The sequence below is a fragment of the Gilliamella sp. B2785 genome (genome assembly GCF_026537005.1).
In the GTDB taxonomy this organism is placed as follows: Bacteria; Pseudomonadota; Gammaproteobacteria; order Enterobacterales; family Orbaceae; genus Gilliamella; species Gilliamella apicola_E.
Genome location: NZ_JAFNNC010000003.1, coordinates 1 through 19,160, shown reverse-complemented (window position 1 = coordinate 19,160; position 19,160 = coordinate 1). Strand labels below are relative to the sequence as shown.

Genomic DNA, 19,160 nt, shown 5'->3' with positions numbered 1-19,160 from the left:
AAGAATTGAACATCATAGCTAAGCTAAGATTATACCGCCTTTCGGCGGTATTTTATTATTGATGTTTAACAAGAAAACAGCAGTGGATCTGTTTATTGCGTCTGAAATCGAGCGATAAGGTTTTGTCGGTGATGTCTTGAAACGTCAGACCTAATTTTTGCATACCGTCGGCATCCATCTTGAAGCCTCGTTTGTTATTAGAAAAGACAATTACACCGTTTGGTCTTAATAATCGTTTTAAATCACTCATTAATTTAAGATGATCGCGCTGAACATCAAAAGTATCGTTCATCCGTTTAGAGTTGGAAAATGTTGGAGGATCGATAAAAATTAAATCAAACTGCTCATCAGCTTGAGATAAATAGAGCAAGCAGTCAGCCTGTATTAATCGATGATTTTTACCGGTTAAGCCATTTTGTTTTAGATTACGATCGGTCCACTCTAAATAGGTGCGTGACATATCAACTGTCGTGGTCGATTTTGCTCCACCAAGACCTGCGTAGACGGTTGCACTACCCGTGTAGGCAAATAGATTTAGAAAGTCTTTGCCTGCACTCATTTGTCCGATCATTTTTCTGGCTAAGCGGTGATCTAAAAATAAACCAGTATCCAAATAATCCACCACATTAACCCAAAACTGCGTTTTTTTGTGATTAATTGGATATTCATGGACTAAAAAATAATCCTGTTTTTGCCCAAGTTTTTGATATTGTTGTTTTCCCTTTTGCTTTTCACGGGTTTTTAGTACCAATTGATCGGCGGTTAATTTCAATACCGACATGGTAGCATTAATAATATCAAACAGTCGTTGTCGCGTTTTTTGTGGATCAATATTTTTAGGTGCAGCGTATTCTTGTACTACAATTTTATCTTTGTAACGATCGATAGCCACATTATATTCCGGCAAATCAGCATCATAAAGACGGTAACATTCAAGTTGTTCTTGGTTGGCCCATTTTTCCAATTTTTGACAATTTTTACGTAAACGATTGGCAAAGTCGGCAGCTGGTAAATTTGTTGATATGACCGCCTGATCCACTTGACGATCCGCAATCGAATAATTTTTTTGTAGACAATCTAAAGGGCCATTTTTGGCTTTAAATTGTTTGTCAGCACGCATTTGTAAACAATCTAAAAGCTGTGGAGTACCACTAAATAACGATAATCTCCACCCACCAAATTGTTGTTTAATTTGGCGACCAAGTGCTGAGTGTAAAGCTACAAGTGCTGGTTCGCTTTCTAACCGTTCACCGTAAGGCGGATTGCTGATGATCATGCCATGTATATGGTGATCAAGTGGATTGGTTAATTGTGTCACATCCTGCAATGCAAACGTAATTAAATCACCAACTCCTGCTTGGATCGCATTTTGTTTGGCTCGCTCCAGTACTGTAGGGTTATTATCATAACCGATAAAAATGGTGTTAGTTTTTTTTACATTATGCTTAGCGCTAAACAGTAAGTCATTCCAAAGTGTCGGGTTAAATTCTTTCCAAGCAAAAAATCCCCATTGTTTGCGTAGCAGCCCTGGTGGGATATGAGACGCCATCATCGCAGCTTCAATCAGTAACGTTCCTGAACCACACATTGGATCGATAAGTGGCTCATCAAACCGCCAGCCAGAACGGAGAATAATAGCCGCGGCTAGACTCTCTTTTAACGGTGCTTGCCCTGTTTGTTGGCGATAACCACGTTGGTGTAAGCTTTCACCGCTAAGATCTAATGATAGTGTAACTCGATTTTTGCTAAGATAAGCATGTAAACGAACATCAGGATTTTGCTTTGCAACATTTGGGCGCTGATTGGTTTGTCGCATAAAGTGATCAACAATGGCATCTTTGATCTTTAGCGCACCATATTGGCTGTTACGAATAAAGTCATTAACACCAACAAAGTTGATAACAAATGAGTTATCTACCGCGAAGATATTGGTCCATTTGATATTCATCACACATGAATAAAGATCTAAATCACTATAGATGTCAAACTCGGCAATTGGCAATAAAATACGAGAGGCTAAACGAGACCACAATAACGATTGGTACATAGTTGACTCATTAGCATCAAAATAGACACCACCCTGCGCCACCCGACAATGATTCGCCCCAATATTTTCTAACTCTTTTTTTAATAACTCTTCAAGCCCGCGTGATGTGCTGGCAAATAGCGTTTTCATGCATAATCCACTTAACAATAAAATTGCAGGCATTATACCGACTAATTACCAGAGTGGGAAATGATTGCCCTAAACAACAGCCAATCTAACTAAAAAGTAATCAAAAAAAAGTTGAGGAGCGGGGTTTTTGAGCTTCAAAATCGCCCAATTTTTGACTATTAACTTAATATCCTTTTTATATTAATACTTAAAATTCATCTCTATAAATTAATATTACTCAGGGAAATAATCAATTTTCTGTTTATTTACGATACGTAAGGTTAAATCTGTAATGGCGATGATCAACGCTGAGCGAATCATTTGTTGATAACGGTTTTGGTAAATGGATGATTTTAAGGTATCGACAATACCGTTCTCTTGCGGGTTATTTAATGGAGAGTTAGGGGGAAGGATCATGTCGTGCAGTAAGCTGATTGGACCTAGGATTTCGTCATCCAGATAGGTGTAATTTTTATCGTCTTGTTCTAGTTCATCTAAAATTGCCATTAACAATTCAATATCTTCATAATCTTCACGCGTGATGATGCCTAGTGCATAAAGTAATTTCAAACAGACAGAGGTATCATTAAGTGGGCCATTCTTGCCCACCAATGATGGAATAACAAACTTGATAGCATGAGGCTCTTTACGAAAAACCTTTAGAATCAATTGATTGACACTGTCATTAATCAAATTGATCGCAACTTTCAGCAAGCTGTGTATATCAGCTTGCTGATTAAGTTTTTCGAGGATGGTGTCTTCTGCTAATGTTTGCATTGTCACTTAAAATTGATGATTTTGCATAGCAGTATAAAGTTGTTCGATTTGGCTAACAACTGGATTATCACTTTCAATACCAGAAATATCGCAAAATGCTTGTTTTAAACCCTTGTTAGCAATTTGATTTGCCAGTTCGATTGCTTGTTCGTCGTCATCATTACGATAGTTAAGTGCAGCTGCAATACCGATAAGCAGATTTTGATTGCTAAGTTTATATTCAAATGTGCCAAGTAATGGTTTGATCAAACGATCGCCAGGACCTAGTTTGCGTATTGGTTGACGTCCTACTCGTGCGGTATCATCATGTAGATAAGGATTCTCAAATCGAGTTAGGATTTTTTCAATATAGGCTTGATGTTTGGCTGGATCAAAGTCATAGCGTTTGATCAGTACTTGTCCACTTTCTTCCATGGCTCCACGTACAATTTTACGAATTTTATCGTTTAAAATCGCATCCCGAATGGTCGCAATATTGTTATAAAAACCGAGATAGGCTGTAATAGCATGTCCGGTATTTAAGGTAAATAGTTTACGCTCCACAAAGGCCATTAAGTTATCAACGGGCTCCATACCTTTGATTTGAGGGATTGTGCCAATAAATTGAGTTTTATCGACAATCCATTCAGAGAATGTTTCAACCGTCACCTCTAAAATATCACCTGTTTTAGAAGTTGCAGGTGGCACAATGCGGTCAACCGCAGAATCAACAAAACCAATATGCTCATTAACCCATTGGTGAAGATTTTCTGGTAGATACTTTACGATTTCCTGTTTGAACTGGCTCGTGCCACGTACCATGTTTTCACAAGCAATAATATCGAGTGGAGCGTTATTACCTTGAGCATGTCGAGCAATAATGCCTTGTGCCACACTTTGCGCAATGCGCGCTAAAATTTGAGGACCGACCGCTGTGGTAACTAGATCAACTTTCGCGATGTAATCAGCGACTTTAGGTGAAGTACTGTTGATGGCATCAACATTCTTCACTGTTTCGGTAACCGATTGCTCTCCAACCACATTGACTGGATATTGATGACGGCTAGCAAGTTCATCAATAACTTGTTGATTAACATCTGCAAAAGTGACGTGGACACCGGCATCAGATAATAATTTACCAATAAAACCACGGCCAATATTGCCGGCGCCAAAATGTAATGCTTGCATAATAATAATCCTTAATTTTGAATCATTTTTAATCTGTTAAAACACTTCCTACCTTCGTAGGAAAGTTAGCTTAATATTGCTAGGACTTCTTCAATATCATTAGTGGTAGTCAGTTTTGCAATAATCTTTTCGTCATCAAGTGCATTGGTTAACTTGGCGATAACATCAAGATGTTCATTGTTACGAGCAGCAATTCCAATTACGATTTTTGCTTTATCTTGCTCTTCTTCGCCAAACTGTACACCTGCTGGATATTGGCAAAATACGATACCTGTATTAATCACATCATCTTTAGATTCAATTGTGCCGTGAGGTACAGCAATCGATTCGCCTAAATAGGTGGATGTTAATCGTTCACGTTCTAACATGGCATCAATATAAGCTGTTTTTACGTAACCATTTTCGACTAGTTTTTGGCCAGCAAAACGGATGGCTTCTTCCTTAGTTTGCGCCGTTAAACCTAAGAAGACATTTTTTGCATTCAACTTAAACAGCGGTTGGTGGGTAGGTGTTGGTTGTACAACTTGATGACCGCCTTTTGCTTTGACTAAATCATTCACTAACTGAGTATATAAATCACTATCTAAAAAGTTAGTTAATGAAATATGATAAGCGTTTGGTGCATATTGTTTTGCTCGTGCGGTTAAATCTTTATGTGTGATGATGATATCAGCATCAGTTGGCAAGTTATTAATTGCTAAATTGGTAACACTGATATCTAAATGAGCATCTTCTGCTTTTTTACGTAAAACACCCGCACCCATAGCACTTGAGCCCATACCTGCATCACAAGCAACGATGATTTTTTTCACTTTAGCAAGATCAAGTTTACTATTTTCGCTTACTCCTTTGGCTTCGCTTTTCATTGCAGTGACATCAGACATGGCTTCGTCTAAACTTTTGCCATTATCTTTTGTTGTTTTTAATAAAATAGCCGACACAATAAATGATACTGTAGTTGCTGCAAGCACAGATAACGTTACACCTAAATATGAACCTTTTGCCATACTCATTACCGCAAAAATAGATCCTGGTGATGCTGGTGCTGTTAAACCTGCATTAAATAAAGTTAAAGTAAATACACCTGTCATACCACCTAAAATCACCGCAATAATTAATCGAGGATTCATTAAAACATAAGGGAAATAAATTTCATGGATACCACCAAAGAAGTGAATAATTGCCGCACCGCTAGCAGATCCTTTTGCCGCACCTTTACCAAAGAACATATAAGCAAGTAATAAACCTAAACCTGGACCTGGGTTTGCTTCAATCAAGAAGAAGATAGACTTACCTGTTTCTGCTACTTGTGTTACACCTAGTGAAGTAAATACACCATGATTGATAGCGTTGTTAAGGAAGAGTATTTTTGCAGGTTCAACCAAAATTGAAGTAAGTGGTAATAAACCATGATCAACCATGAATTGTACTGCAACAATAAGTACATTAGTTAACGAAGCAACAGCTGGACCGATTCCAAAATAAGCGATAAGCGCAAGAATCATACCAATAATGCCAGCTGAAAAGTTATTAACTAACATTTCAAAGCCACTTTTGATTTTACCATCAATGAATTTATCGAACTGTTTAATGCACCATCCACCTAAAGGTCCAGATATCATTGCACCTAAAAACATTGGAATCGTTACGCCAACAATTACGCCAATTGTGGTGACCGCACCAACTACGCCACCACGATCACCGTAAACTAATTTACCACCAGTATAACCAATTAATAATGGAAGTAGATAAGTGATCATTGGTCCAATAAAAGCCGTTGATACGCCTTCATTTGGGAACCATCCTCCAGCAGATGGATCGTTAGCATTATATAAAAAAATTGCAGTAATAAAGCCCCAAGCAATAAATGCGCCGATATTGGGCATCACCATATTACTTAGAAATCGCCCAAAATTTTGGACTTTAAGTTTAATGTTTGATGTTGTCATACAAATCTTTCCTTATTGATTGATATAATCATTATGCTGTTATTGTAGAAGCATTTAGTTACACGATTCATCCAAAATAATCAAAAAATGTGACATATATCACACTGTTAAAAGTGGGGTATTTTTAGGTTTTGTGATCTGGATCACATTAATGCAGTGATAGAACGCTTTTAAGCTCAATTTTTCTAAATTTATTTGGTGGTTTTGAGTATTGGTGAGGTAATTTTTTGTCAGAAAATGATTAAATCGTAAACTTGATAAGAAATTTTACATAATTTTGTTTAGGCAACTAAATTAACTGAACTAAACTAACTGAACTAAACTAAATCGCTGGTACTTTAAATGATTTTTTAATATCATCGTAATTATCTTGAAAAGGTAAATAAAGAGATTCTATTATGACGATGAGAAAATGTTTATTAGCCGTACTTAGTGTTATCAGTTGTTGTTCATATGCAGATGTAAATACTAAAATATATAATAATTACTTAATATACTCTACTCCTGAATTGTCACCTCATTCCAATACGATAAAACGACAAAAAATTTCCTCTACGATACCTTTTAACATCATATTTACTAGAGTTGCTGGAGAAAATGCAATTATAGAGTCTCAAAAGAATGGTTTGATTTTTTTTATTGGTAAAAAAATTAAAGGTTCGTGGTACATTGATTACGATAAAAAAATTAGATTACATAGTAACTCTTTTTTTAATTTAAGTTCTGATTATGAATTTACAAATACTTCTAAATTTGAGATTACTTTTAATGAAAATAATGATATTAAAAAAGAGTCGCTATCTAAAAATGATTATTTTGCTATTAACACTATTTATAATTATGACGAAAATAAAAGATTAATCGATTCTAAAGAAAAAGTTAATGGTATTTCTATAATAAAAAAAATTGATTATACAAACCAAAATTTAGCTAAATTAATTACTAGTGAAAGCTTTATAGAACCAAAACTTTCACCATCGGATGAAATGGGTAATGAAGTAATAGAATATATATATGATGATGCTAATCAACTTCTTCAAACCAAACAATCAATGCATTTAAGTGAAACCAAAGATGTAATTAATATGGATTGTTATTTTACTGACCATAACAAACATGGAGATTGGACCAAAGGTTCTTGTGTTTTAAATAAAAAAAATATAGGGAATTTTACGAGAGAAATAGAGTATTGGTAATTATGTAAAACTAATATTGGCACAAAACTTGTTAATACAAATAAGATGGTAATTAGCTAAATTAATCCATACTTTAATCTTTTCTAATTGATTTAATGCGAGAACTTAATGATGATTTCAAAACCATCCACTAACTTCTCACATTAATACAACGAACTTTACTCCACAGTCACAGATTTTGCCAAATTACGAGGCTGATCGACGTCTGTGCCTTTGATTAAAGCTACATGGTAAGCAAGCAATTGGGTTGGTACCGTGTAGTAGATTGGCGCTGTAAGTTCTTCAATATGAGGTAAGTTGATGATATGCATTGTGTCATCACTCACAAAGCCTGCATCTTGCTCTGCAAATACATAAAGTTGTCCACCACGGGCACGAACTTCTTCGATATTAGCTTTAAGTTTTTCGAGTAGGTCATTGGTCGGAGCCATAACAATAACTGGCATATCTGCATCGATAAGCGCTAAAGGACCATGTTTTAATTCACCTGCGGCATACGCTTCTGCATGAATGTAGGAGATCTCTTTTAGTTTTAATGACGCTTCCATTGCGATTGGATATTCATCGCCACGGCCTAAAAATAGGGCGTGATGTTTATCGACAAAGTGTCCAGCAAGTTTTTTGATTTCAGGCTCGGCCATTAACACTTGCTCAATGCGATTTGGCAAAGTTTGTAAGGCATGGACGATCGCTTGTTCAGTGATTTCAGCCATGTCATTAAGTCGGCCTAATTTGGCAACTAAAAGCAATAATACGGTTAATTGCGTGGTAAAGGCTTTAGTTGAAGCAACGCCAATTTCAACGCCAGCTTTGGTTAGTAACACCAAATCAGCTTCACGAACTAAGGTCGAGGCAGCCACATTACAAACGGCAAGAGTGCTTAAGTAATTATTCTCTTTTGCTAAGCGTAATGCTGCAAGCGTATCTGCCGTTTCACCTGATTGTGATAGGGTGATGAATAAACTGTTTTTACGGCGAGCGGGTTTTCGATAGCGAAATTCCGAAGCGATCTCCACATCACAAGGAATACCAGCTAATGCCTCAAACCAATAACGAGCAACCATTCCGGCATTATAGGCGGTACCACAAGCAACAATTTGCACATGTTCAACTTGCTTAAGAATATTTTCCGCATCATCGCCAAGTTCAGATAAATCCACTTTGCCATGAGCCATTCGCCCTTCAAGGGTATTTTTTATAGCATTAGGTTGTTCGTAAATCTCTTTTTGCATGTAGTGATTAAAGCCAGCTTTACTGCCTGCGTCATATTTCGCATCAGATTCGATGCATGGACGGTTAACTTCTTGATGGTTTTTATCAAAAATATTCACAGTGCGATGGGTGATTAGTGCAATATCACCTTCTTCTAAGAAGATAAATTGACGAGTAACCGGTAATAAAGCTAATTGATCTGAAGCAATAAAGTTTTCACCAACGCCACAACCAATCACTAGTGGACTACCTGAACGTGCCGCGACGAGAATATCGGGATTACGCGTATCCATTACAACGGTGCCATAAGCACCTCGTAATTGTGGGATTGCTTTTTGTACTGCTTCAAAAAGTGAGCAATCTTCGGTTGAGATAATATCGTGAATTAAGTGGGCAATAACTTCGGTATCGGTTTCTGAACGGAATTGATATCCTTTTGCGATGAGTGTTTCACGCAGAGGCTCAAAATTTTCAATAATACCATTGTGCACAACGGCAATAAAACCCGATACATGAGGGTGTGCATTGTGTTCTACCGGTTCGCCGTGCGTCGCCCAACGAGTGTGAGCAATCCCAGTTGAACCTTTGATTGGATGCTCATCTACCGCATCTTTAAGCGCTTTTACTTTTCCGACACGTCTTACTCGCTGTAATTCACCTGTTGGAGAGATAATAGCAAGCCCAGCAGAATCATAACCACGATATTCTAATCGTTTTAAACCTTCTAATAATATTTCTGCCACATCACGTTTGGCGATCGCGCCCACAATACCACACATTGTTTATTCCTCTTTCAATTTAGTTGGTCTTTTCCAACCTGCAAGTTGTTTCTGTTTTACCCGGCTAACCACAAGCTCATTGTCATTGACATCATTGGTTACCGTTGTTCCAGCTGCAATGGTTGCACCTTTGCCAATTTTGACTGGTGCAATTAGTTGAGTATCGGAACCCACAAATACATCATCTTCGATCACGGTTTTAAATTTGTTCGCACCATCATAGTTACAAGTAATTGTGCCAGCACCAATGTTGACGTTACAGCCAATTTCGCTATCACCTAAATAACTTAAATGTCCTGCTTTGGTGGCATGACCAAGATGAGCTTTTTTCAATTCGACAAAGTTACCAACATGGGCATGATCATCCAGTTGGCTACCAGGTCTTATTCGAGCAAAAGGTCCGATAGTACAGTGTTTAGCAATGATTGAATCTTCAATTACTGAGAAAGGGCTAATTACGCTATCATCAGCGATGGTGCAGTTTTTTAAAATACAACCTGAACCGATAACGACATTGTTACCCAATGTAACATCACCTTGAATAATCACATTTGTATCAATAGTGACATCCTTGCCATGAGTCAATTTACCACGTAAATCAAAACGCGCAGGGTCAAGCAACGTGACACCGGCAAGTAAAAGTTGCTCAGCTTGATGCTGTTGATAATGCCGTTCTAAAGTTGCAAGTTGCAAGCGATTATTGACGCCTTCAACTTCGAATTTTTTAACTGGGTGAGACGTTAAAATGTCGTAACCATCTTGGTGGGCAAAGGCGATAATATCGGTCAAATAATACTCTTTTTGCGCATTATTATTGGTTAAACGAGATAGCCACTTTTTAAGTAACTTGCCGGTAACCAGCATAATACCGGTATTAATTTCGTTAATTTTTTGTTGTTCAACATTGGCATCTTTTTGTTCAACGATCGCTACCACTTTACCGTCTTTGCGTTCGATTCGCCCATAGCCAGTAGGATCATCTAAAATCACTGTCAATAAGGCAATGCCTTCTTGTGGTTTACTGGCAATTAGATTCTGTAAGGTTTCAATTGAGATAAGAGGTGTATCACCATATAAAATCAAGATATCTTCATCATCTTCAATAAAGGGAATAGCTTGTTGAACAGCATGTCCTGTACCCAACTGCTCTGCTTGATAAACAAGTTGCACAGGTTGATCTTGTAACGATTTTTCTAACTCGCTTTTGCCATGACCATAAACAATATTGATGCGATCAGTATTAAGTTGTTGAACTGTATCAATAACATGTTGTAACATCGGCTTACCGCCGATTTTATGTAAAACTTTAGGTAGGTTGGAATACATCCGTGTGCCTTTTCCTGCCGCCAAAATAATTGCACTACGTTTTGGAGGTGAAATTGCCATAATCAGTTCCGGTCTGGTTAAATAAGGCTAATACTATAATCAAAGTTTTCCACGAAATCATCCCGTAATTGTTAATTTTTATCCTAAAAAAAGAATTATTGAAATTTACCAAGTGTTTTAATAAAAGGAAGCATTGTTATGAATAGCATTACCAAGGTCTTATTGCTTTACACCACTCACGAAAAGCAAACCCTTAAAATTATGCAACGAATAAAAACACATCTTGAGGGTAAATGTGATTGTGATTTGATTGAGTTATTGCCCGATACCAAGATTGATCTTGGTAACTACAAAGCCGTATTAATTGGTTGTTCAATTCGATATGGTTTTTACAGTAAAACCATGAAGAAGTTTATTGATGCCAATTATCAGCAATTAAATGCGTTAAAAACTGGTTTTTTTGGGGTAAATGTGGTGGCTAGAAAACCAAATAAAAATACACCTGAAACTAACCTATATACTAAAAAATTCCTTGCCAAAATTGCCTGGCAACCGACTATCAAAGCGGTATTTGCTGGTGCGCTTTATTATCCTAAATATAACTGGTTTGATCGTAATATGATTCGATTTATTATGTGGTTAGGTAAGGGTGATACAGATGTGACAAAAGAAGTAATAGAGTACACAAATTGGACAAAAGTGGATGAATTTGCCGAGCAATTTGTGGAACTTATTGATAATTAATCTTAGTTATCTTGATAAAATAAGTCACTATTTTCGTTAAATATCAAGTCTTAAAGTTGTTTTGAAGAAACTTTGTGATATAGATCAACTTTTTTACTAAAAAGGTGTACAATATTGCGCCTAAAGAATCTGTCTCCTAACTGGGATTTTAATTGTGATTGAAAATTTAAGAAATATAGCCATTATTGCTCACGTTGACCATGGTAAAACAACCTTGGTTGATAAACTATTAAAACAATCAGGCACGCTTGATAATTTGCGTGGTGATGACAATGAAAGAATAATGGACTCAAATGCGCTTGAAAAAGAGCGTGGTATTACTATTTTAGCTAAAAATACAGCTATCGATTGGAATGGTTACCGAATTAATATCGTTGATACTCCAGGCCATGCCGATTTTGGTGGTGAAGTAGAACGTGTAATGTCAATGGTTGACTCTGTACTACTGCTTGTTGATGCAATGGACGGACCAATGCCACAAACACGTTTTGTGACTCAAAAAGCATTCGCTCATGGTTTAAAACCAATTGTGGTTATTAATAAAGTTGACCGTCCGGGTGCGCGCCCAGATTGGGTGGTGGATCAAGTATTCGACTTATTCGTTAACCTTGGTGCAACTGATGAACAACTTGATTTCCCAATCGTTTATGCATCAGCTTTAATGGGGATTGCAGGTCTTGATCATGAAGATATGGCACAAGACATGACACCACTATTTGAAGCAATTGTTGAACATGTAGAACCACCTAAAGTTGATTTAGATGGTCCATTCCAAATGCAAATTTCTCAACTTGATTACAACAATTATGTTGGTGTTATTGGGATTGGTCGTATTAAACGCGGTCGCGTTAAACCAAATCAACAAGTTACTATTGTCGATAGCGAAGGTAACAAACGTACTGGCAAAGTTGGACAAGTATTAGGTCACCTAGGCTTACAACGTTATGAAGCTGAAGTTGCAGAAGCAGGGGATATCATTGCTATCACTGGATTAGGTGAACTTGGTATTTCTGACACAATTTGTGATAACAGCTGTGTTGAAGCTCTGCCAGCACTAAGCGTTGATGAACCAACAGTTACCATGTTCTTTAATGTAAATAGTTCACCATTTGCAGGTAAAGAAGGTAAATATGTAACTTCTCGTCAAATTCTTGAACGTTTAAATAAAGAACTTGTACATAACGTGGCTCTTCGTGTTGAAGAAACCCCAGATCCAGATGCATTCAAAGTTTCTGGTCGTGGTGAATTGCACTTATCTGTTCTTATTGAAAATATGCGTCGTGAAGGTTATGAACTTGGGGTATCTCGTCCTAAAGTTATCTACAGAGAAATCGATGGCAAAAAACAAGAGCCTTTCGAACAAGTTACTTTAGATATCGAAGAGCAACACCAAGGTTCAGTGATGGAAGCCTTAGGTTTACGTAAAGGTGATTTGACCAATATGTTACCTGATGGTAAAGGACGTGTACGTCTAGATTATGTGATTCCTAGCCGTGGTCTTATTGGATTTAGAACTGAATTTATGACCATGACATCAGGTACTGGTTTACTTTACTCAACATTTAGCCATTACGATGATGTGCGTCCGGGTGAAATCGGCCAACGTAATAATGGGGTAATGATTTCAAACGGTACTGGTAAAGCTTTGGCTTATGCGCTTTATAGCTTGCAAGATCGTGGTAAATTATTCCTTGGTCATGGTGCTGAAGTTTATGAAGGGCAAATTATTGGTATCCATACTCGCTCAAATGATTTAACCGTTAACTGCTTAACGGGTAAAAAATTAACTAACATGCGAGCATCAGGTACCGATGAAGCGACTACCTTATCACCACCAGTAAAAATGTCGTTAGAACAAGCGTTAGAATTTATTGATGATGATGAATTAGTTGAAGTAACACCATTATCTGTTCGTCTACGTAAACGTCATCTAACTGAAAACGATCGTAAACGTGCATTTAGAAGTAATAAAGAATAATGTGAATTATGATTTAAATAATCAAACAACAAAACCTCGCTAATTAGCGAGGTTTTTTTTAGCTCTAACGCGAGCAATAGCATCGGCAATCGATTGTTTACGATCTTTCTGAGTCATTGCATTGCTTGCTGGCATCGACTTAGGAAATAAAATAGTCGGTGGAACCAATTGATTACGATTTAAGCGTTGTTGTTTCTTCTCAGTTAACAGCAACTCTTCTTGCTCACTTAATTCAACGCCAAGAGTGCTTAAGGTAATACAATCAGTTGGACAGGTATTAATACAATTACTACACGCAGTGCAAAATTGCGGTAATACCGTATGTAACACCTGTTTACTACCAACAATAGCATCAGTAGGGCAAACACGGATACATTTGCCACAACCAATACAATTTTCTTCATCAATAAAGGCTTTATATTGCATAATAAAATTTAAATTAACTTAAACCAACAATATTACCATCTTTGTCAATATCAATATGTCGATAAGCTGGGTTAGTGCCAAGCCCTGGCATTGTCATCACATTACCAGCATAAACTCGAATAAAACCAGCACCGGCTGAAATGGCTAAATGGCTGATATCAACATCAAAGTCAGTTGGTACATTCTTTAAATTAGCATCAGCGCTAATCGACATCGGCGTCTTGGCAATACAAAGTGGTAAGTGATCAAGTTTTAACGCTTCAATCTCTTTAATATTTTTAAGCGCGGTTTCAGACAAGTTCGCTTTATTGGCACCGTACTTTTTAACCATGGTTTGGATCTTATCCATCAATGACATACTGTCAGGATAAGGTAATTTGATTTCGCTTGGCATATCACATGCCTCAATAACATGTTTAGCAAGTTTTTCAGCACCTTTACCACCTTGAGTGAACACTTCGCTTACTTCGCAAGCAAAAGCACCATGTTCAACGGCATATTTTTGTAAAAACGCCAACTCTTCTTCACTATCATGTGGGAATCGATTGATCGCAACAATCACTTGTAAACCATAGCTCTTGGCATTCTTAATATGCCAAGCTAAATTGGCCGCACCAATTTCAAGTAACTCCACATTTGATTCTGAAATCTCTTTAGGGATAGCTTGTCCTGGTTTGATATTATATTTACCACTATTGGATTTTAAGCTACGAACCGTTGCCACTAAAACCACGCAAGAAGCCTTAATGCCAGCTTGACGATATTTAATATTAAAGAATTTCTCCATACCCATGTCAGAACCAAAACCAGCTTCGGTTATCACATAATCGGCTAAATTCATTGCAATGCGATCAGCGATAACTGATGAATTACCATGAGCAATATTAGCAAATGGTCCAGCATGGATTAGTACAGGCGTATTCTCAACGGTTTGCATCAAGTTAGGATTAATCGCATTTTTAAGAAGTACTGTCATCGCGCCTGCAACTTCGAGCTGTTCAGCTGTGATTGGCTCGCCTTGCGTATTATAGGCCAAAATAATACGACCAATACGCGCACGCATATCATGTAAATCAGAAGCCAAAGCCAAAATTGCCATTAGCTCAGACGCTGCCGTAATCTCAAATCCGTCACGGCGTTCAACACCATTCACACCGCCACCAACACCGACAGTGATATTACGCAGAGCGCGATCATTGTGATCGATAACCCGTTTCCATACAATGCGATTAACATCAATATTTAAACGAGGTAAACCGGTTTGTGCGGTAAACTCATCGCCAAGACGATCTTCATGATAAAGACGAGAATCCAACGCGGCAGATGCTAAATCATGTGCTGCCGTTATTGCATGAATATCACCAGTAAGATGAAGATTTAGCGTCTCCATCGGCAAAACTTCTGCTTGCCCACCACCGGCTGCACCGCCTTTTACGCCAAAAACAGGTCCTAAGCTTGGTTGACGAATACAAGCGATAGCTGATTTACCTAAATAATTAAGGCCTTCACTTAGACCAATGGTATTGACGGTTTTACCCTCACCTAATGGTGTTGGTGTAATAGCGGTAACTAAAACTAATTTACCATTAGCGCGATTTTCCTTTGCATTAAGGATTGATAAATCAATTTTGGCAACATATTTACCGTAAGGAAGCACGTATTGTTCAGGGATCTGACATTGTTTAGCGATTTCAGTTATTGGGCGTAGTGGCATTTTCATTCTCGTATAACAATAAATTAGGCTGTCAGTATAAAGAATTTAAAATGCCGAATAAAGCAACAATTTAATCTTTATTGATTTTCGGCACAATCTCTAATTATCTTGTTATAATAGCGAAAATTTTCAACTAAAGGATAATGATTAAATGAACTGGTTTTCGCAGTATTCTCTCTTCTTGGCTGAAACAGCAACGGTGGTTATTGCTATTTTAGCGGTATTAATTTTTATTTTAAGTCAACGCCGAAAATCATCAACAATTGCTGGACGTTTATCTGTCAAAGATATTAGCGAAGAATATGAACAAGTCAAAGATGACATGCTAACGTCGAGCATGGATGAAATCGAAGCTAAACAGTTTACAAAAGATCTCAAAAAACAAAAAAAACTTGAAAAGAAACAAGCTAAACAAGCGGCTAAAAAGAAAGATGATAATGCTAAATCATCAGATGCAAAGCCTAAATTATTTGTCTTATCGTTTAACGGCAGTATGGATGCACATGAAGTTGAAGAACTGCGTCAAGAAATCACCGCAGTCCTAGCTGTCATCAAACCTGAAGATCAAGTGGTCGTAAAACTTGAAAGCCCTGGTGGAGTAGTGCATGGATATGGTCTTGCTGCCTCCCAACTATTACGCTTTAGAACACGTAACATTCCATTTACGGCTGTGGTTGACAAAGTTGCAGCCAGTGGCGGTTATATGATGGCCTGTACTGCGAGCAAAATTGTCGCAGCGCCATTTGCAATTGTGGGTTCAATTGGTGTTGTTGCCCAAATTCCTAACTTCAACCGATTGCTAAAAAAACATGATGTCGATATTGAATTACAAACGGCAGGAGAATACAAACGAACCCTAACCATGTTTGGTGAAAACACGGACGAAGGTCGCCAAAAATTCAAACAAGAACTTGAACAAACGCATCTATTATTTAAAGACTTTGTAAAAGAATATCGACCAAATATCGATATAGATCAGGTTGCAACAGGCGAACACTGGTTTGCTACTCAAGCCAAAGAAATGGGACTGGTTGACGAAATTAGCACCAGTGATGATTTTATCTTATCACACCTAGAAACGCATAAAATCATTGCTGTTAACTATCAACGCAAACAAAAACTGTCCGAAAAACTCTCCAAAAATGTCGTGAAAGGCATGGAAAAGTTATTTTTTAGACAAGGAAACGGACTGTAAAAGGTTTAACCTAAAATCACTATTTTACATCTTTAAAACCCCGATTCCTCAAAAAAAGTTGAGGAGCGGGGTTTTTTAACCCTAAAATTTGATCTAAAAATCTCAAAATTACTAAAAAGTCTAATTTCTAATACAAAACAATTTATCTTAAAAATGTGATCCTTTAAGAATTGTAAATGAGCTGTTTTTGAATTAAACCGCATCTGCTCGGTTATTTTTGTTTTTTTAGATGTTTTTCTTTACAAAGATTAACGATCTAAAGTGAAAAATTGTTGCATCGTATTTTTTCAGTCACTATACTTTTACACCGTTTTATATAAGCGATCCAAATTTAAGTAAAAACATAAAGAGTAAATAAATCATAAATTTAGTTGACAGGATTAAGTAATATGCACTATAATTTTCAACAGGCAACAGGCAACAGGCAACTTGGCCAACCTATAAGTTAAATTCGTCAAAGTTAAGCTCTTATTTTTCATTTTCCACTAAAGTCTATTTTTTCACCAAGATCTATAAAATTACGCTAAATTTTGCGCGATCCTCACATAGATCAATATCATCCCGACAGATCCTATTACCTTTAGTACTTAGCATATTGTTAGCGTTTTCATTTACTAGTACAGCGTTAACATCCACAACATCTAATTTTATTCACGGTGAAGTGCCTTATTTTACGTTCGACGGTGGTAATACACGAGTAACGGATACCGAAGGTTTGCTCGGGATCCATCTTTCTAATGGTCAACAATACTCGCCATCAAATAATAATTCTAGTGCAACCAATCCTATCGAATTACCAACTATTGATGAAAGTTTTGCTGATATTAGCATGTTGGTGCCAGTTAATAGTAATACCGTTGATTTAAACACCATTGTTGCTGCACCTTATAATTATTGGGGCGATGATGATGGAGATAGTGAAGTCACTGCTACTGGCAGTATAAGCTTGTCTATTGTTGATAAAAACAATCAAACTGTATCACGAAATACTGTACCTATGTATTGTAAAGCGCCTTATAAAGCGACATTAACTAATACTGAAGGCACATTGACCACTCGTTATGGCGTTCCTAATAGTATTACGTTCGGAGCAGGTAGTGTTACCTATTATTTTAAGCCTAAAGAATCACCTGCGATTTGTTTTGCTAAACCGAATAATCTAGCGTATACCGCACCTCCCTATGTAGGTCCCGAAACTATCTGGAATTATGGTAAAGGCTTTCTAACTCAAACCGCGACGCCATCATCTTATGGTTTAAATTTCCCGACTACTGGCGCTAATGGTTTGTACTTTGATTTAGATATTAGCAATAATGATCAGGCATTAACGTGGGATCCGGTTTCTCATAGTGGAATTACTGCGACGATGACCAATTCAACAAATACTAGTGTCCGCGTTACATTAACGGGCCCTGCTGCAACCTTAGAACAGTGGAATTCTAGTAATCCGGAAAAAGTAGCTAAACCATCTTTACCCCAGACATTCGAGATAGTCGGTCGTGACAGTAGTGGTAACGCTGTCGTTAAATATGGATTTGAACTAAAGCAGTGGTTTGTCAATCGTGGGAACGTTATCGGAAATCACGACAACCAATTATCTTGGTGTACAAATATAGGTTATCACCTTCCTAATGTAAGGGATTTAACCAATGCGGTTTATCCATCAAATGACCAATTGATTACCGCTACACCTCCATCACCGGGTAATCATTACCAACGTAACATTGGGGCAGGTCTTATTACCGAGTGGGGCTTTCTGTTATATTACGCGAATACTAACTTTAATTTGTATTATTGGACTAATGACATGTACACCCATGGTGGTGATTATAAGTATTACTTTTACGCGCACGCCGACCACGGACTTATTCATTGGGTAGATCCTGCAACCTTCTACAACGGGGTTTGTGTTTCAGATCTCACCCCTTAATTCTTATTTTTTGAGGAAGAGATAGTAAAATAGCTTATATTTTTCTAGTAACTTATGGTGTCGAAACTTAAACCATCCGCCTCAATTGGGGCGGTTTTTTTGAGTTTTTTATCGCAAAAAAAGTTGAGGAGCGGGGTTTTTGGGGTTCTAAATTCTGCAATGTTGCCTCAAGTAAATAATTCCGCTTTAACTGTGGCGCTTTTTAGTAGTTCTATTTTTCCATCAAAAAAGTTGAGGAACGGGGTTTTTGGGGTTAAAAATTCTGGTTTGAAATATTGTCTCAAATAAATAATTCTGCCCTAACTATGGCGCTTTTTAGTAGCTGTGTTTTTCTATCAAAAAAAGTTGAGGAGTGGGGTTTTTGAGGTTTTAAATTTCACTTAAAAATTATTAAATGATCAAAATCACTAAATTTCTAATCCAAAGCCTTAAAATAAAATTTTTGAGGATCAATTGCTCTAATTTTAAAGATTTGTAACTGTGATATATTCAATTAAAACAATGGTTAAATAATTATAACTTAGATTATTTTTAGATCCTATTTACAAAAGTTAACGTAAATGAGCGAAAAAAAGTGTTGCATCGTGTTTTTCCAATCACTATACTTTTTAC

At 37.1% G+C, this 19,160-nt stretch carries 13 protein-coding genes; 5 read left to right on the top strand and 8 right to left on the bottom strand.

Translation table 11 applies throughout. The features are described from left to right. Window positions 1–55: 55 nt before the first annotated feature. From rlmKL to J3U24_RS04320, 4 genes are all read right to left on the bottom strand, one after another. A complete protein-coding gene (rlmKL, locus tag J3U24_RS04335; RefSeq protein WP_267337032.1) occupies window positions 56–2,176 on the bottom strand; it encodes a bifunctional 23S rRNA (guanine(2069)-N(7))-methyltransferase RlmK/23S rRNA (guanine(2445)-N(2))-methyltransferase RlmL in 2,121 nt (706 codons plus the stop codon). Between the two features lie 213 nt (window positions 2,177–2,389). Continuing rightward, entirely contained in the window at window positions 2,390–2,932 is a 543-nt protein-coding gene (locus tag J3U24_RS04330) for an MltR family transcriptional regulator (RefSeq protein ID WP_220225735.1), read from the bottom strand. Window positions 2,933–2,938: 6 nt separating this feature from the next. Then, on the bottom strand, window positions 2,939–4,099 hold the full coding sequence (locus J3U24_RS04325; RefSeq protein ID WP_267337030.1) for a mannitol-1-phosphate 5-dehydrogenase: 1,161 nt from the start codon (window positions 4,097–4,099) through the stop codon (window positions 2,939–2,941). Window positions 4,100–4,164: 65 nt separating this feature from the next. Then, entirely contained in the window at window positions 4,165–6,048 is a 1,884-nt protein-coding gene (locus J3U24_RS04320) for a PTS mannitol transporter subunit IICBA (protein WP_267337029.1), read from the bottom strand. A 398-nt stretch (window positions 6,049–6,446) separates the two neighbouring features. Between J3U24_RS04320 and J3U24_RS04315 the strand changes: the two genes are divergently transcribed. Further along, window positions 6,447–7,244 carry a hypothetical protein gene (locus J3U24_RS04315; RefSeq protein ID WP_267337027.1) on the top strand — a complete coding sequence of 266 codons (798 nt, stop codon included), beginning with the start codon at window positions 6,447–6,449 and terminating at the stop codon, window positions 7,242–7,244. Between the two features lie 158 nt (window positions 7,245–7,402). Here J3U24_RS04315 and glmS read toward each other — a convergent pair whose 3' ends face one another. Together glmS and glmU are read right to left on the bottom strand one after the other, a co-directional pair. Then, window positions 7,403–9,235: a glutamine--fructose-6-phosphate transaminase (isomerizing) gene (glmS, locus tag J3U24_RS04310; protein WP_267330499.1), complete on the bottom strand. Its 1,833-nt coding sequence runs from the start codon at window positions 9,233–9,235 to the stop codon at window positions 7,403–7,405. 3 nt (window positions 9,236–9,238) lie between these two features. Further along, window positions 9,239–10,615: a bifunctional UDP-N-acetylglucosamine diphosphorylase/glucosamine-1-phosphate N-acetyltransferase GlmU gene (gene glmU, locus J3U24_RS04305; protein WP_416380476.1), complete on the bottom strand. Its 1,377-nt coding sequence runs from the start codon at window positions 10,613–10,615 to the stop codon at window positions 9,239–9,241. 153 nt (window positions 10,616–10,768) lie between these two features. On the opposite strand from glmU, the gene hemG reads away from it, so the two are divergent. Together hemG and typA are read left to right on the top strand one after the other, a co-directional pair. Further along, entirely contained in the window at window positions 10,769–11,305 is a 537-nt protein-coding gene (gene hemG / locus J3U24_RS04300) for a menaquinone-dependent protoporphyrinogen IX dehydrogenase (protein WP_081299578.1), read from the top strand. Between the two features lie 154 nt (window positions 11,306–11,459). After that, window positions 11,460–13,283, top strand: a complete 1,824-nt coding sequence (typA, locus tag J3U24_RS04295) for a ribosome-dependent GTPase TypA (protein WP_065563548.1) — start codon at window positions 11,460–11,462, stop codon at window positions 13,281–13,283. A 39-nt stretch (window positions 13,284–13,322) separates the two neighbouring features. Here the strand turns inward: typA and J3U24_RS04290 are convergent, their stop codons facing one another. Then, window positions 13,323–13,709 carry an RnfABCDGE type electron transport complex subunit B gene (locus J3U24_RS04290; protein ID WP_065734629.1) on the bottom strand — a complete coding sequence of 129 codons (387 nt, stop codon included), beginning with the start codon at window positions 13,707–13,709 and terminating at the stop codon, window positions 13,323–13,325. Window positions 13,710–13,722: 13 nt separating this feature from the next. Beyond that, window positions 13,723–15,429, bottom strand: coding sequence for a formate--tetrahydrofolate ligase (locus J3U24_RS04285; RefSeq protein ID WP_267337025.1), 1,707 nt, complete (start codon window positions 15,427–15,429; stop codon window positions 13,723–13,725). A 145-nt stretch (window positions 15,430–15,574) separates the two neighbouring features. On the opposite strand from J3U24_RS04285, the gene sohB reads away from it, so the two are divergent. Continuing rightward, on the top strand, window positions 15,575–16,618 hold the full coding sequence (sohB, locus tag J3U24_RS04280) for a protease SohB (RefSeq protein ID WP_065734628.1): 1,044 nt from the start codon (window positions 15,575–15,577) through the stop codon (window positions 16,616–16,618). A gap of 595 nt (window positions 16,619–17,213) precedes the next feature. Then, window positions 17,214–18,548 carry a hypothetical protein gene (locus tag J3U24_RS04275; protein WP_267337024.1) on the top strand — a complete coding sequence of 445 codons (1,335 nt, stop codon included), beginning with the start codon at window positions 17,214–17,216 and terminating at the stop codon, window positions 18,546–18,548. The last annotated feature ends 612 nt before the right edge of the window (window positions 18,549–19,160 follow it).

What these genes read in the sequence shown, in the direction of transcription:
- rlmKL (WP_267337032.1), bottom strand. Translation starts at nt 2,176, where the DNA reads ATGAAAACGCTATTTGCCAGCACATCACGCGGGCTTGAAGAGTTATTA.
- J3U24_RS04330 (WP_220225735.1), bottom strand. Translation starts at nt 2,932, where the DNA reads ATGCAAACATTAGCAGAAGACACCATCCTCGAAAAACTTAATCAGCAA.
- J3U24_RS04325 (WP_267337030.1), bottom strand. Translation starts at nt 4,099, where the DNA reads ATGCAAGCATTACATTTTGGCGCCGGCAATATTGGCCGTGGTTTTATT.
- J3U24_RS04320 (WP_267337029.1), bottom strand. Translation starts at nt 6,048, where the DNA reads ATGACAACATCAAACATTAAACTTAAAGTCCAAAATTTTGGGCGATTT.
- J3U24_RS04315 (WP_267337027.1), top strand. Translation starts at nt 6,447, where the DNA reads ATGACGATGAGAAAATGTTTATTAGCCGTACTTAGTGTTATCAGTTGT.
- glmS (WP_267330499.1), bottom strand. Translation starts at nt 9,235, where the DNA reads ATGTGTGGTATTGTGGGCGCGATCGCCAAACGTGATGTGGCAGAAATA.
- J3U24_RS04290 (WP_065734629.1), bottom strand. Translation starts at nt 13,709, where the DNA reads ATGCAATATAAAGCCTTTATTGATGAAGAAAATTGTATTGGTTGTGGC.
- J3U24_RS04285 (WP_267337025.1), bottom strand. Translation starts at nt 15,429, where the DNA reads ATGAAAATGCCACTACGCCCAATAACTGAAATCGCTAAACAATGTCAG.
- sohB (WP_065734628.1), top strand. Translation starts at nt 15,575, where the DNA reads ATGAACTGGTTTTCGCAGTATTCTCTCTTCTTGGCTGAAACAGCAACG.